The organism is Streptomyces sp. NPDC020742, from assembly GCF_040641675.1.
Taxonomy (GTDB): Bacteria; Actinomycetota; Actinomycetes; order Streptomycetales; family Streptomycetaceae; genus Streptomyces.
Genome location: NZ_JBFAEA010000004.1, coordinates 71178 through 85311 on the forward strand (window position 1 = coordinate 71178; position 14134 = coordinate 85311).

11 protein-coding genes and 1 pseudogene are annotated in these 14134 nt (G+C 73.3%); 5 read left to right on the plus strand and 7 right to left on the minus strand.

What is annotated here, in order from left to right; translation table 11 throughout:
- Window positions 1-142: 142 nt before the first annotated feature.
- Complete coding sequence (locus tag AB0G84_RS09740) at window positions 143-1942, minus strand: ABC-F family ATP-binding cassette domain-containing protein (RefSeq protein ID WP_361318559.1); 1800 nt, start codon at window positions 1940-1942, stop codon at window positions 143-145.
- A gap of 147 nt (window positions 1943-2089) precedes the next feature.
- On the opposite strand from AB0G84_RS09740, the gene AB0G84_RS09745 reads away from it, so the two are divergent.
- A complete protein-coding gene (locus AB0G84_RS09745) occupies window positions 2090-2851 on the plus strand; it encodes an alpha/beta hydrolase fold domain-containing protein (protein ID WP_361317980.1) in 762 nt (253 codons plus the stop codon).
- 56 nt (window positions 2852-2907) lie between these two features.
- Window positions 2908-3162: pseudogene (locus AB0G84_RS09750) on the plus strand (Uma2 family endonuclease); the annotation flags it as partial.
- A 454-nt stretch (window positions 3163-3616) separates the two neighbouring features.
- Here the strand turns inward: AB0G84_RS09750 and AB0G84_RS09755 are convergent.
- The 6 genes from AB0G84_RS09755 to rsmI all read right to left on the minus strand — a co-directional run bounded on the left by AB0G84_RS09755 (window position 3617) and on the right by rsmI (window position 9393).
- Window positions 3617-4528, minus strand: coding sequence for a 4-(cytidine 5'-diphospho)-2-C-methyl-D-erythritol kinase (locus AB0G84_RS09755; RefSeq protein WP_361317982.1), 912 nt, complete (start codon window positions 4526-4528; stop codon window positions 3617-3619).
- The gene (gene rsmA, locus AB0G84_RS09760) at window positions 4525-5439 is read right to left on the minus strand and encodes a 16S rRNA (adenine(1518)-N(6)/adenine(1519)-N(6))-dimethyltransferase RsmA (protein WP_361317984.1); all 915 of its coding nucleotides are present in this window, start codon (window positions 5437-5439) and stop codon (window positions 4525-4527) included. Before rsmA ends, AB0G84_RS09755 begins: the two co-directional genes overlap by 4 nt.
- Entirely contained in the window at window positions 5436-6590 is a 1155-nt protein-coding gene (locus AB0G84_RS09765; RefSeq protein ID WP_361317986.1) for a ubiquitin-like domain-containing protein, read from the minus strand. Before AB0G84_RS09765 ends, rsmA begins: the two co-directional genes overlap by 4 nt.
- Window positions 6591-6809: 219 nt before the next feature.
- Window positions 6810-7685: a TatD family hydrolase gene (locus AB0G84_RS09770; protein WP_361317988.1), complete on the minus strand. Its 876-nt coding sequence runs from the start codon at window positions 7683-7685 to the stop codon at window positions 6810-6812.
- 33 nt (window positions 7686-7718) lie between these two features.
- Window positions 7719-8198, minus strand: coding sequence for a hypothetical protein (locus tag AB0G84_RS09775; RefSeq protein ID WP_361317990.1), 480 nt, complete (start codon window positions 8196-8198; stop codon window positions 7719-7721).
- Window positions 8199-8502: 304 nt separating this feature from the next.
- On the minus strand, window positions 8503-9393 hold the full coding sequence (gene rsmI, locus AB0G84_RS09780) for a 16S rRNA (cytidine(1402)-2'-O)-methyltransferase (RefSeq protein WP_361317992.1): 891 nt from the start codon (window positions 9391-9393) through the stop codon (window positions 8503-8505).
- A 90-nt stretch (window positions 9394-9483) separates the two neighbouring features.
- On the opposite strand from rsmI, the gene AB0G84_RS09785 reads away from it, so the two are divergent.
- From AB0G84_RS09785 to AB0G84_RS09795, 3 genes are all read left to right on the plus strand, one after another.
- Window positions 9484-11223 carry a phospholipid carrier-dependent glycosyltransferase gene (locus AB0G84_RS09785; RefSeq protein ID WP_361317994.1) on the plus strand — a complete coding sequence of 580 codons (1740 nt, stop codon included), beginning with the start codon at window positions 9484-9486 and terminating at the stop codon, window positions 11221-11223.
- A 211-nt stretch (window positions 11224-11434) separates the two neighbouring features.
- Window positions 11435-13090 carry a penicillin-binding transpeptidase domain-containing protein gene (locus AB0G84_RS09790; RefSeq protein ID WP_361317996.1) on the plus strand — a complete coding sequence of 552 codons (1656 nt, stop codon included), beginning with the start codon at window positions 11435-11437 and terminating at the stop codon, window positions 13088-13090.
- Between the two features lie 175 nt (window positions 13091-13265).
- The gene (locus tag AB0G84_RS09795) at window positions 13266-14117 is read left to right on the plus strand and encodes an EamA family transporter (protein ID WP_361317998.1); all 852 of its coding nucleotides are present in this window, start codon (window positions 13266-13268) and stop codon (window positions 14115-14117) included.
- Window positions 14118-14134: the final 17 nt, after the last annotated feature.

The following is a 14134-nucleotide window of genomic DNA, read 5'->3' on the forward strand; positions in this document are numbered from 1 at the left end:
CCCACCTCATCCAGCTCTGCATTTCGGTTCCGCGCCACTCCACCTTGGAAGATCGACGACAGCGAATCCGGGACTCCTGCCACGGCGCGCACATCGCTGATCCCAGCCAGCCCTGTGCGCCCGCCGAGAGCTGCCCCGCCCCCTACGCCTCCTCCGCCAGCTCCAGCCACCGCATCTCCAGCTCGTCCTTCTCCCCGTTCAGCTCGCGCAGTTGGGCGTCCAGGCCGGCGACCTTCTCGAAGTCCGTGGCGTTCTCGGCGATCTGGGCGTGGAGGGTGGCCTCCTTGGCGCCGATCTTGTCCAACTGGCGCTCGATCTTCTGGAGTTCCTTCTGGGCGGCGCGGTTGACCGCGGCGGCCTTCTTGGGGGCCGCGGTCTGCTGTGCGGGGGCCGGGGTGGCGGCCTCGATGACCTTCTGGCGGCGCTCCAGGTACTCGTCCAGGCCGCGCGGCAGCATCCGCAGCGTGGCGTCGCCCAGCAGCGCCTGGACCCGGTCGGTGGTGCGCTCGATGAAGTAGCGGTCGTGGCTGATGACGATGAGGGAGCCGGGCCAGCCGTCGAGGAGGTCCTCCAGCTGGGTCAGGGTCTCGATGTCGAGGTCGTTGGTGGGCTCGTCGAGGAAGAGGACGTTGGGCTCGTCCATCAGCAGGCGCAGGATCTGGAGGCGGCGGCGCTCACCGCCGGAGAGGTCGCCGACCGGCGTCCACTGCTTCTCCTTGGTGAAGCCGAACTTCTCGCACAGCTGCCCGGCGGTCATCTCCCGGCCCTTGCCCAGGTCGACCCGCTCGCGCACCTGCTGGACGGCCTCCAGCACCCGCAGCGTCGGGGGGAGTTCGCCGACCTCCTGGGAGAGGTAGGCCAGCTTGACGGTCTTGCCGACCACCACCCGGCCGCCCGCGGGCTGCGTCTCGCCCTGGGTGCGGGCGGCCTCGGCGAGCGCCCGCAGCAGCGAGGTCTTGCCGGCGCCGTTGACGCCGACCAGGCCGATCCGGTCGCCGGGCCCCAGCTGCCAGGTCAGGTGCTTGAGCAGCACCTTCGGCCCGGCCTGGATGCTGACGTCCTCCAGGTCGAAGACGGTCTTGCCCAGGCGGGAGCTGGCGAACTTCATCAGCTCGGCGTTGTCGCGGGGCGGCGGGACGTCGGCGATCAGCTCGTTGGCCGCCTCGATGCGGAAGCGGGGCTTGCTCGTACGGGCCGGGGCGCCGCGCCGCAGCCACGCCAGCTCCTTGCGCATCAGGTTCTGCCGCTTGACCTCCTCGCTGGCCGCGATCCGCTCCCGCTCGGCCCGGGCGAAGACGTAGTCGCTGTAGCCGCCCTCGTACTCGTGGACATCGCCGCGCTGGACGTCCCACATCCGCGTGCAGACCTGGTCGAGGAACCACCGGTCGTGGGTGACCACGACCAGGGCGGAGCGGCGGGCCCGGAGGTGGCGGGCGAGCCAGGAGATGCCCTCGACGTCCAGGTGGTTGGTGGGCTCGTCGAGGACGATCAGGTCCTGCTCGGCGATCAGCAGCTTGGCCAGCGCGATACGGCGGCGCTCACCGCCGGAGAGCGGACCGATGACGGTGTCCAGGCCCTGGGTGAAGCCCGGCAGGTGCAGATCGCCGAAGAGGCCGGTCAGCACGTCGCGGATCTTGGCGTTGCCGGCCCACTCGTGGTCGGCGAGGTCGCCGATGACCTCGTGCCGGATGGTGGCGGCCGGGTCGAGGGAGTCGTGCTGGGTGAGCACGCCGAGGCGCAGGCCGCCGCTGTGCGTGACCCGGCCGTCGTCCGCGCTCTCCAGCTTGGCCAGGATCCGGATCAGGGTGGTCTTGCCGTCGCCGTTGCGGCCGACGACGCCGATCCGGTCCCCCTCGTTGACGCCGAGCGAGACACCGTCGAGCAGGGCACGGGTCCCGTAGACCTTGCCGACGGCTTCCAGATTGACGAGGTTGACGGCCATCTCACTCCTGCACTTCACATGCACTTCATATCGATCGACCTTGCCAGCCTAGTCGGCGCGCGGACGGCCCCCGCCCGGTCCGGCGGATGCGGTACGGCCCGCCACCGCAGCCGCCGGCTCCGGGCCCGGTTGGATAGCGTCACCGCCATGACTTCGGACACAGGTGCGGCGGTACGGGTGGAACGCGGGCTGGTCTACGGCCCGGGCGGCAAGCAGCTGGACGCGTACCGGCCGGCGCAAGGATCCCGGCCGGCGCCGACCGTGCTGCTGTGGCACGGCATCGGCCCCGACGAGCGGGACATCCTCGCGCCCCTGGCGCACACCGCGGCGGCGCACGGGCTGCTGGTGCTCGTACCGGACTGGCGCTCGGACGCCGCGGACGGGGGCCGGGCGCAGCTGCTGGAGTCGCTGGCCTTCGTCCGCGGGGAAGCGGGCGGGCTGGGCGGCGACGGGGAGTCGTTCGTCCTGGCCGGGTGGTCGGCGGGTGCCGGGGCCGCGCTGGGGGTCGCACTGCGGCCCGAGGACACCGGGGGCCGGCGGCCGGCCGCGGTGGTCGGGGTGGCGGGCCGCTACGACCTGCTGGCGCGCACCACGGGGAGCGCGCCGCTGGCCGACCTCGCCGCGGGCCGGGACCCGGGCGTCCCGGTCCACCTCGTCCACGGCACTCGGGACACCGTGCTGCCGCCCGAGCACTCCCGCGACCTGGCGCAGGCGCTGCGCACCGCGGGCCGAGCGGTGACGCTCCAGGAGTCGGACACCGACCACGCCGGCGTGATCATGACCGCGTACGACCCGGCGGCGGACCGCTGCGTCCCGACGGCCGACGAACGCGCGGTGGCGGCGGGCCGGTTGGTGGCAGGGGTGCTGGCGGTGGCCTGCGGCGCGGCACGCCCTGGTCACTCTTTGTGATGACGTGATCGGGATAGGGCCGCTACCGTGGACCAGCAGGCCGAAGAATCCCGCCCATGGGAGGAACCGCCGAGTCCATCGAGCAGCATCACTGGCGGATGCCCCCGCTGGACGGGTACACAGTGGACGACCTGCTCACACTGCCGGATCTCCCGCCGCACACCGAGCTGATCGACGGGAGCCTGGTCCTCGTAAGTCCGCAGGGCTACTTCCACTTCAGCGCGATCGACCTGCTGGCGAGTGGACTGCGCCGCACCCTGCCCCCTCACCTCAAGGTCGCTCGCGAGATGACCGTGGTGCTGGACCGGCGCACAGCCTCCTCCGGCTCCTGGCGCCGGGCGCCCTGAGCCGCCCGCCACCGGTCGTCGGCGGCGACGGGCGGCTGCACCGGGCCGCTTCCGTCCTCGCACGGCGGAATACCCGGGCGACACCCGGCGCACCCGGACCAGGCGCCGCCGCGCCGGGGCGGCGGGCGGCCGGGGCGGCGGGCGGCCGGGGCGGCGGGCGGCCGGGGCTCCCGAGGATTTTCGGGCGCTCCCTGAGCAACTCCGCACGCGCGTAGCCCGTGGGAATGCCGCCTTCCCCACCGCCGTTGTGGCCCCGCGGGGGCGCGTGTGCCCCCTACTGGATCTGTTCCCACACCCCCCAAGGGCCCCCGCCCCCGGTCGGGGTGGGGGCGCGAGGCGGGAGGCACCGGGGCGGACCCGTCCGGCCAACCGGCCCGACCCGTCCGCCCGAGCGGGCCGTCCGCCGACCGCCCCCGGATCAGAGAACCGTAGCCCCCACCGCCGGCGAATCCGCCACCCGTACCTGCCGGCACGTCCCCGACTCCATCAGTGCCGACGCGACGACCCCGGCCGCGTCCGCGTCCTTGACCAGGAAGGCCGTGGTCGGGCCCGAGCCGGAGACCAGCGCGGCCAGGGCGCCGGCGGCGGTGCCGGCGGCCAGGGTCTCGGTCAGCGACGGGCGCAGCGAGAGCGCGGCCGGCTGGAGGTCGTTGGTGAGGGCCGCGGCCAGCGCGGTGGCGTCACCGGACTCCAGGGCGGCCAGCAGCTCGGGGGCGGCCTCCGGCTCGGGGACGTCCGTGTCCGCCGTCAGGCGGTCGAACTCCCCATAGACAGCCGGGGTGGACAGGCCGCCGTCGGCGACGGCGAAGACCCAGTGGAAGGTGCCGCCGACGGGGAGCGGGGTCAGCAGCTCGCCCCGGCCGCGGCCCAGGGCCGCCCCGCCAACCAGACTGAACGGGACGTCGCTGCCCAACTCGGCGCAGATGTCCAGGAGTTCCTCGCGCGAGGCACCCGTCGACCAGAGGGCGTCGCAGGCCAGCAGGGCCCCGGCGGCGTCCGCGCTGCCGCCGGCCATGCCGCCGGCGACCGGGATGTCCTTGGTGATGTGGAGGTGGACGTCCGGGGCCAGGCCGTAGCGGGCGGCGAGCAGTTCGGCGGCGCGGGCCGCCAGGTTCGTCCGGTCCAGCGGGATCTGGTCGACGTCATGGCCCTCGGCGGTGATCCGCAGGGTGTCCGAGGGGGTGGCGGTGACCTCGTCGTAGAGGCCGACCGCGAGGAAGACGTTGGCCAGGTCGTGGAAGCCGTCCGCGCGGGCGGCGCCCACGGCCAGCTGGACGTTGACCTTGGCCGGCACCCGGACGGTGACCGAGGCGGCGGTCGTGGCGGTCATGCGGTGGCTCCCCCTGCCTGACGGATGCCGGGCGTCCCGCCCGGCTGCTTGTGCTCGGCGATCCGCGCGAACTCCTCGACGGTCAGCGCCTCGCCGCGGGCCTGCGGCGAGATGCCGGCGGCGACCAGCGCGGCCTCCGCGGCGGCGGCCGAGCCGGCCCAGCCCGACAGGGCGGCGCGCAGCGTCTTGCGGCGCTGGGCGAAGGCCGCGTCGACGACGGCGAAGACCTCCTGGCGGCTCGCCGTGGTCTCGACCGGCTTCTCCCTGCGGACCAGGGAGACCAGGCCGGAGTCGACGTTGGGGGCGGGCCAGAAGACGTTGCGGCCGATGGCGCCGGCCCGCTTGACCTCGGCGTACCAGTTGGCCTTGACCGACGGCACGCCGTAGACCTTGTTGCCGGGGCGGGCGGCGAGGCGGTCGGCGACCTCGGACTGCACCATCACCAGGGTGCGGTCGATGCTCGGGAAGGTCGCGAGCATGTGCAGCAGCACCGGCACCGCGACGTTGTAGGGCAGGTTGGCGACCAGCGCGGTCGGCGCGGGGCCCGGCAACTCGGTGACGTCCATGGCATCGCTGTGCACCAGCGCGAACCGGTCGGCGCGGGCGGGCAGCCGGGCGGCCACGGTGCCGGGCAGTGCGGCGGCCAGCACCTCGTCGATCTCGACCGCGGTGACCCGGTCGGCGGCCTCCAGCAGCGCCAGGGTCAGCGAGCCCAGTCCCGGCCCGATCTCGACGACCACGTCGTCCGGCCGGACCTCGGCGGTGCGCACGATACGGCGGACGGTGTTGGCGTCGATGACGAAGTTCTGGCCGCGCTGCTTGGTGGGACGGACCCCCAGCGCGCCGGCCAGTTCGCGGATGTCGGCGGGCCCGAGGAGGGGGCCGGAGTCGTCGGTGCTGCTGTTGCTCACCCGTGAAGCTTACGGCCGCACACCGGCCAGGGGCTCGCCCCCCGGGTGAGGTAGAGCTTCTTGGCCCGGTAGGTCTGTTCTTGGGCGGGTGCGTCCTGGGGGCGGCCGCGGCCGCCGAGGGCGTGCCAGGTGGTGACGTCGAACTGGTAGAGGCCCCCGTAGGTGCCCGAGGAGTCGACGGCATCGGGCCGGCCGCCCGCCTCGCAGTGCGCCAGGGCGCCCCAGTGGAGGTGGTCGGCGCCGCGGACGGAGGTGGGCAGCGCCCGGGTGCCGAGGTGCACGATCTGCGGGCGCGGGGCGTGCACCACCTCGCTGCGCAGCCGCTTGGGTTTCTGCCGGACGCCGTTGACGGTGCGCAGCCGGTAGGTGACCCGCCGCAGGCCGGGCCGCCCCTGTTGGACGACGGCGACGGTGCCGCGGGTGAGCCCGGCGTCGGCCCGGTTGACCGTACGGAACGGGATGGGCTCCTCGCGGACCTCCTTGGAGCCGGTGATCCGTAGTACGGAGACGGTCTGGCCCTCGCGCGGGAAGCTGTCCGGCGGCACCGAGGTGGTGTCCTGGTCGCGCAGCCCGAGCCCGGCCTCGGCCAGGGCCTCCCGGACGGTGGCGGCGTTGGTGCGCACCCGGTACTCGCGGCCGTCGGCGACGAAGACCACCGAGCGTTCGGTGCGGACCGCCAGCTCCATGCCGTGCCGCTCGATCCGGCGGGAGCGGGAGGCCGACAGGTAGGCGCCCTCGGCGCGGACGCCGAGCTGCTGGAGCGCGGCGTCGACGGTGCCGGCGGTGGTCCACACCGTGCGGCGCTGCCCGTCGACGGTGAGCTGGACGGGCCGGCCGTGCCGGACGACGACCTCGTCGCCGCTGCTCAGCTCGGTGCCCGGGGCGGGCGCGACGATGTCGTGGGCACCGACCGCGAGGTGCTCGTCGGCCAGCAGGTCATCGACGTCGTCGGCAAAGGTGTGCAGGGTGCGCGGGGTGCCGTCGACACTGAGCCGGATCGCCTTGTCGTGTGCGACGAACGCGGTGGTGCCGCCGGCGAGGAAGGCGACGACCAGGGCCCGGGGCACCAGGCGGCGCAGCGCGTCGGGGCGTTCGGCGCGGCGTCTGCGACGGCCGCGCGCGGCACGGTGACTGCTCGATGACGGTCTCACGGCGCGCTCCCCATGCCACGGATGCGGTTGACGGCCGGAGGGTAGCGGAGGGTTGGTGACTCTCCAAATTCACTTCGCTACGGAGAGTGCCCATGGGCGCCGAGGGGAAGGGGGCCGGGTGGCCGCTTGGGGGCGTCGGACTCCCGGACGGGCGCGGGCCGGGGCGGCGGACCGCCGTCGCGGCCCGGCTCCGTCCCCGGCTCCGGCCCGGCGCCGGGCTCAGTAGGCGAAGGCCCGTGCCGTGTTCGCCGCGACGGCGGTGGCCAGGGCGTCCTCGGTCCTCCCCTTGACCTCGGCCATCGCCCGCAGGGTGACCGGAATGAGGTACGGGGCGTTGGCCCGTCCGCGGTACGGCGCGGGCGTGAGGAAGGGGGCGTCGGTCTCGACGAGGACCAGCTCGGCGGGGGCGACGGCGAGGGCGTCGCGCAGCGGCTGGGCGTTCTTGAAGGTGACGTTGCCGGCGAAGGACAGGAAGTAGCCGGCCTCGGCGCACTCCTTCGCCATCGCGGCGTCGCCGGAATAGCAGTGGAAGACGGTGCGCTCCGGCGCGCCCTCCTCGCGCAGGATCCGCAGCACGTCGGCGTGCGCCTCCCGGTCATGGATGACCAGGGCCTTGCCGTGCCGCTTGGCGATCTCGATATGGGCGCGGAAGGACCGCTCCTGGGCGGCCATGCCGTCGGGTCCGGTGCGGAAGTAGTCCAGGCCGGTCTCGCCGACGCCGCGGACCTGCGGGAGGCCGGCGAGCCGGTCGATCTCCGCGAGGGCGGCGTCCAGCGCGGCGTCGCCGCCAGGCTCGCGAGCCCCCTGCCGCGACCACCCGTCGGGGTCGCCCAGCACGATCCGCGGCGCTTCATTGGGGTGCAGGGCCACCGTGGCGTGCACGGCGTCGTGGGCGGCGGCGGTGTCCGCGGCCCAGCGCGAGCCGGCCAGGTCGCAGCCCACCTGGACGACGGTGGTCACCCCGACCGAGGCGGCCTTGGCGAGCGCCTCCTCGACGGTGGAGTCCTGCATGTCCAGGTGGGTGTGCGAATCCGCGACCGCCACCCGAAGCGGTTCGGGCAGCGGCGGCGGGGTGTTCTTGTCCTGCGGAGCCATGGCCGCGATCCTACGAGGACCGCGGCCGGGGCCTCACTTGCGGTGGTGCTGGAAGGGGTGCAGCAGGTCGGAGAGGTGCCAGTGGTGCCGGCCGCTCTCCGCGCCACCCTCGGCGGTGCTGCCGCCGGGCGCCTCGGCCCGTGCGGCCGGCGCCTTCTTCCGGTCCTGCTTGTCGCCCTTGGCGCCGTCGGGACGGCGCTGATGGAGGTGCGCGATCGCGTCGGAGACCATCGAGACCTGGCCGGACCGCATGATGCGGACGACGGTGCTGCCGCAGTTGAGGCAGCCGGGGTGGGTCAGCGGGGAGGGCACCCGCTCGTCGTCGGCGTAGTAGACGGCGTGCACATCGCCCTTGGTGTCGGCCTGGTGGACTATCTCGTACGCCTGCTCCCAGCCGTGGCCGCACTTCATGCAGGCGAAGCTGTAGGCCTCATGTGCGTCCGGCTCGGGCCGGGGGAAGGAGTGGACGTCGCCGCCGGTGGGTGCGCCCGTGGTCTTCGCGATCTCGCTCATGTGCGCTCCTCTTGTCCGCTGGACAAGGTCTTCGGGAACCGTTCGTCCCTCCCCCAGTGGACGCCCTTCCCCGTCGCAATGCAGCAGATCGCCGACGCTATTGGCCCAGATTTGGCCGGCAGTAGGAAAATCACCCCAATGCCCCGGCCTGCGCTTTACCTTTTCGGCCGGCCGTTTACCTTCTGATGAGTCGGTTTTCGCTCTGTCCTGCGCATCAATCGCCGACGGACCGGTTCGGGGCGGTGTTCGCGGCCGGATTCCCACCGGCGCCGGCGGCCGGATCCGGGCCGCCAACCTGCCCGTCTTATCCGCCCTTGTTCCCCTTGTTCGCCTTGTCTGCCTGCTCGGCCTTCTCTGCGTTCTTCGCTGCGACCACCGCGTCGAAGACCTCCCGCTTGGGCAGCCCCGCCTCCGCGGCGACCGCGGCGATGGCCTCCTTGCGGCGCTCCCCGGCCTCCTCGCGGATGTGCACCCGGCGCACCAGCTCCGCGGCGTCCAGCTCGCCCGGCCCGCCCGGCGCGGCCCCCTCCACCACGACGGTGATCTCACCGCGGACGCCCTCGGCCGCCCAGGACGCCAGCTCGCCCAGCGGGCCGCGCTTGACCTCCTCGTACGTCTTGGTCAGCTCGCGGCAGACCGCCGCGCGCCGGTCCGCGCCGAAGACCTCGGCCATCGCGGCCAGGGTGTCGTCCAGGCGGTGCGGGGCCTCGAAGTAGACCAGGGTGCGGCGCTCCTCGGCGACCTCGCGCAGCCGGGTGAGCCGCTCACCGGCCTTGCGGGGCAGGAACCCCTCGAAGCAGAAGCGGTCCACCGGGAGCCCGGAGACCGCCAGCGCGGTCAGCACCGCACTGGGCCCCGGTACGGCGGTGACCGTGATGCCGCGCTCGACGGCCGCGGCGACCAGGCGGTAGCCGGGGTCGGAGACCGACGGCATCCCGGCGTCGGTGACCAGCAGCACCCTGGCCCCGCCGGACAGCGCGTCGGCCAGCTCCGGGGTCCGGGCCGCCTCGTTGCCCTCGAAGTACGACACGATCCGCCCGGCGGGCTGGACCTCCAGCGCCTGGGTCAGCCGGCGCAGCCGCCGGGTGTCCTCGGCCGCGATCACATCGGCGGCCACCAGCTCGGCGGCGAGCCGCGGCGGCGCGTCCGCGATCTCGCCGATCGGCGTCCCTGCAAGTACCAGCGTTCCAGTCACCCGCCCATCCTCCCAGGACACCGGTGCGCCCCGACCGGTCGGCATCCCCCCGGTGGCGCTCCGCGCGGGTCCACAGGCAGTTTCCCTACGATGGGCCGGGTGACGAGTGAGACCACCGCGACCGACGCCGCCGCGCACCGCGCCCCGGACGAGGCCGGACCGCCGCCCGTGTGGCAGCGGCGACTGCGCCGCTTCGGGTACCCCGTGCGCGCCCAGGACGATGTCCGGGCGCGGCTGGTGCCCGCCTTTCCGGAGCCCAGTGGCCGGATGTGGGCGGTGTTCGGGGCCGGCCCGGACCTCGCGGCCCGGCTGACGCGCTGGTCAGGCTGGGCCGGTCCACTGCTGGTGGCGCTGTTCGCGGGGGTGCTGCGGTTCTGGGACCTGGGCAGCCCGCGGAAGGTGATATTCGACGAGACGTACTACCCCAAGGACGCCTGGTCGCTGCTGCAGTACGGCTATGAGGGCACCTGGGCCAAGAACGCCAATGACGCGCTGGTCGCCCACCATCCGCAGATCCTGCTCTCGCCGGAGCACTCGTACGTGGTGCACCCGCCGATGGGCAAGTGGCTGATCGCGCTGGGTGAGTGGGCGTTCGGGATGAACCCGTTCGGCTGGCGCTTCATGGTGGCCCTGCTCGGCACGCTGTCGGTGCTGCTGGTCTGCCGGATCGGGCGGCGGCTGCTGCGGTCGACGGCGCTGGGCTGCCTGGCCGGCGCGCTGCTCGCGGTGGACGGGCTGCACTTCGTGATGAGCCGCACCGCCCTGCTCGACCTGATCGTGATGTTCTGGGTGGTGGCCGCGTTCGGCTGTCTGCTGGTGGACCGGGACCGCACCCGGGCCCGGCTGGCGGCCGCGCTGCCGCTCGGCCCGGACGGCGCCGCCCGCCCCGACGGCGCGGTCGGCGGGGCGCTGCGGCTGGGGTGGCGGCCCTGGCGGATCGCGGCCGGGCTGTGCCTGGGGCTGTCCGCGGCCACCAAGTGGAACGGCCTGTACTTCCTGGCGGCGTTCGCCCTGATGTCGGTGCTGTGGGACGTCGCGGCCCGCCGTACGGCCGGGGCCCACCGCCCGTTCCGCGCGGTGCTGCGCCGCGACGTGCTGCCGGCCTTCGGCGCGACGGTCGTGGTGGCGCTCGCCACGTACCTCGCGTCCTGGTCGGGCTGGATCGCCACCAAGGGCGGCTACTACCGCGACTGGGCGACCACCCCCGAGGGCCGCACCGGCGCCTGGACCTGGCTGCCGGACTGGCTGCGCAGCCTGTGGCACTACCAGACCGAGGTCTACGCCTTCCACACCGGCCTGACCACCCCGCACACCTACCAGTCCAACCCCTGGAGCTGGCTGGTCCTGGGCCGCCCGGTCTCGTACTTCTACGAGGACCCCAAGGCCGGCCAGGACGGCTGCACCGCGGCCGAGGGCTGCGCCCGCGAAGTGCTGGCGCTGGGTACCCCGCTGCTGTGGTGGGCGGCCTGCTTCGCGCTGCTCTACGTGCTCTACCGCTGGCTGTTCAAGCGGGACTGGCGGGCCGGGGCGATCGCCTGCGGGGTGGCCGCCGGCTATCTGCCGTGGTTCCTCTACCAGGAGCGGACCATCTTCCTCTTCTACGCGGTGGTGTTCGTCCCGTTCCTGTGCCTGGCGCTGGCCATGATGATCGGCGCGCTCATCGGGCCCCCGGGGTCGACCGAGCGCCGCCGGACCGCCGGCGCGGTGGGCGCCGGCGTCCTGGTCCTCCTGATCGTGTGGAACTTCATCTACTTCTATCCCCTCTATACGGGCATGCCGATCCCGAAGAGCGCCTGGCACCACCGGATGTGGTTCGACACCTGGGTGTAGGCGGCAACCCGCGCCGACGGCGGCGGAGTTCGTCCGGCGACGGAGTGCGACCGGGCAGCGGAGTACGACAGTTCCGTAACAGCCATACAACAGCGCGTCACCGGACCGTGCCCGGATCGAGACTCGGTGCCCTCCCCGTGTCCCTTAGAGTGCGAGGCACGTTCTTGTGTGCGTATTCAAGGACGAGGCTCCTGGGAGGGAATCGGTGGCAATGCGCCGCGAGGTGAAGTACGGGCTGATCGGTGGATCGGCGGCCCTGGTTGCGGGCATCGTGGGCGGCATCGCGCTGTTCGGCGGCTCCGACGACGCCTCGCCCACCGAGGTCACGTCGGCCGACGGCAAGGGCGGCCAGGACGGCCCCCGCATTCCCACCGGTCCCCTGTCGGCCAAGGAAGTGCAGACGACCGCGCAGCAGTTCCTGACCGCCTGGCAGTCCGGCGACGCCGCCAAGGCAGCGGGGCTGACGGACGACCCGGCAGCGGCCAAGACCGCACTGGCGGGCTTCACCCAGCAGGCGAAGTTCTCGAAGGTGACGGTGACGCCGGGCACACCGGCCGGCGACAAGGTCCCCTACACGGTCGCCGCGCAGATCGACTACAAGGGCACCAAGGCCCCGTACAGCTACCGCGCCTCGGCGACAGTGCACCGTGAGAAGAGCACCGGAAAGCCGCGGATCGCCTGGCAGCCGGCGGTGCTCCACCCGGGTCTGGCCAAGGGTGACGTGCTGCGCACCGGCGAGGCCGAGGCGCCCCCGATCAAGGCCGTGGACCGCAACGGCAAGGCACTGACCGCCCAGGCGCACCCGACGCTGGCCGGGGTGCTGGACAGCCTGCGCGACAAGTACGGCGACAAGACCGACGGCAAGCCCGGCGTGGAGCTGTTCATCCAGCGCGCCAAGAGCGCCAAGCCCGCCGAGCAGCTGCCCGACAAGACGCTGAAGGTGCTCGCCAAGGGCACCCCCGGCACCCTGAAGACCACGCTGGACGCCACGCTGCAGTCGGCGGCCGAGCGCGCGGTCAAGGGCAAGAAGTCAGCGGCCGCCGCTGCCGTCAAGCCCAGCACCGGGGAGATCCTGGCGCTCGCCAACGCCCCGGAGAAGGGCTTCAACCTCGCCACCCAGGGCTCGCTGGCGCCCGGCTCCACGATGAAGATCGTCACCTCGGCGCTGCTGATGGACAAGGGCCTGACCTCGCCTGGCAAGAAGAACCCCTGCCCCAAGTACGTGACCGTCGGCGGCTGGAAGTTCCAGAACCTCAACAAGTCCGAGATCAAGGACGGCACCTTCGCCCAGAGCTTCGCCGCGTCCTGCAACAACGCGTTCATCTCGCACGCCAAGGACCTCAGCGACGACGACCTGACCAACGAGGCCCGGGACGTCTTCGGCATCGGCCTGAACTGGCAGACCGGCATCCCCACCTTCGACGGCGCGGTACCGGTGCAGCACGACGCGCAGATGGCGGCCTCGCTGATCGGCCAGGGCGGGGTGCGGATGAACCCGCTCAACGTCGCCACGCTCGCCGCGACGGTCCGCGCCGGCTCCTTCCACCAGCCGTACATCGTCGCGCCGTCGCTGGACAACCGGACGCTGGCCAAGGCCCCCCGCACGATGAAGCCGTCGACCCTCAGCGGTCTGCGGTCGCTGATGAAGCTGACCGCGACCTCCGGTACGGCCGCCGAGGCGATGGCCGGGGTCAGCGGTGACGTCGGCGCCAAGACCGGTTCGGCCGAGGTCGACAACCAGAAGAAGCCCAACGCCTGGTTCAGCGCGTACCGCGACGACATGGCCGCGGCGGCCGTCGTCCCGGCCAGCGGTCACGGCGGCTCCAACGCGGGCCCGGTGGTCCGCGCCATCCTCACCGCGCACTGAGCGACGGCGGGGCGGAGGCGCCCCGCCGTCCCGGCAGTGGGATTTCCCTTCGCATGGCCCGTACATCCTTCGTTAGCGTGCGGGCCATGACCGATTCAGCGCCCATCGCAGCACCGGCCGGCGGCTCCCCGGCCCACCCCCGCGGCACGGCCGCCGCCCTCCGGGAGCGTCCCGCGTGACCCCGCTCGTCGTCGCGGCCGTCCTGGCCGCCGCCGTCACCCACGCCAGCTGGAACGCCATCGCCCACGGCATACGTGACCAGCTGCTGGCCTTCACCCTGGTCGGCGGCGGCGGGGCGCTGTGCGGACTGGTGATGGCCGCCGCCACCCCGCTGCCCGCCGCCGGCTGCTGGCCCTTCCTCCTGGGCTCGGCGGTGCTGCACATCGTCTACCAGGCGCTGCTGATGCAGTCGTTCCGGCTGGGCGACTTCGGGCAGATGTACCCCATCGCCCGCGGCACCGCGCCCCTGGTCGTCACGGTCCTGGCCGCCGTCTTCGTCCACGAGGTCCCCGGCCCCTGGGCGCTGGCCGGGGTGGCCCTGGCCTCGGCCGGGCTGGTGGGGGTCGCCCTGTGGGGCATCCGCGGCTCCGGCACCCCCACCCACTGGCCGGCCCTGGCCGCCGCGCTCGCCACCGGGCTGGCCATCGCCTCGTACACCACCGTCGACGGCCTCGGCGTCCGCGCCTCCGGCACCCCCGTCGGCTACATCGCCTGGCTGATGATCCTCGAAGGCCTCGTCATCCCCCTCTATGCGCTGGCCGTCCGCCGCGGCCGGCTCCTCGGCGAGCTGCGGCCGTTCGCGCTGCGCGGGCTGGCCGGCGGCGTCCTGTCGGTCTTCGCCTACGGGCTGGTGCTGTGGGCCCAGACCCGGGCCCCGCTCGCCCCCATCGCCGCGCTGCGGGAGTCCTCCATCATCGTCGGCGCCGCGATCGGGGCGGTCTTCTTCAAGGAGCGCTTCGGTGTACCGCGGATCGCCGCGGCGGGTCTGATGGTGCTCGGGATCAGTCTGATGCTGTACAACGGCTGACCGTTCGCGACCGTCGG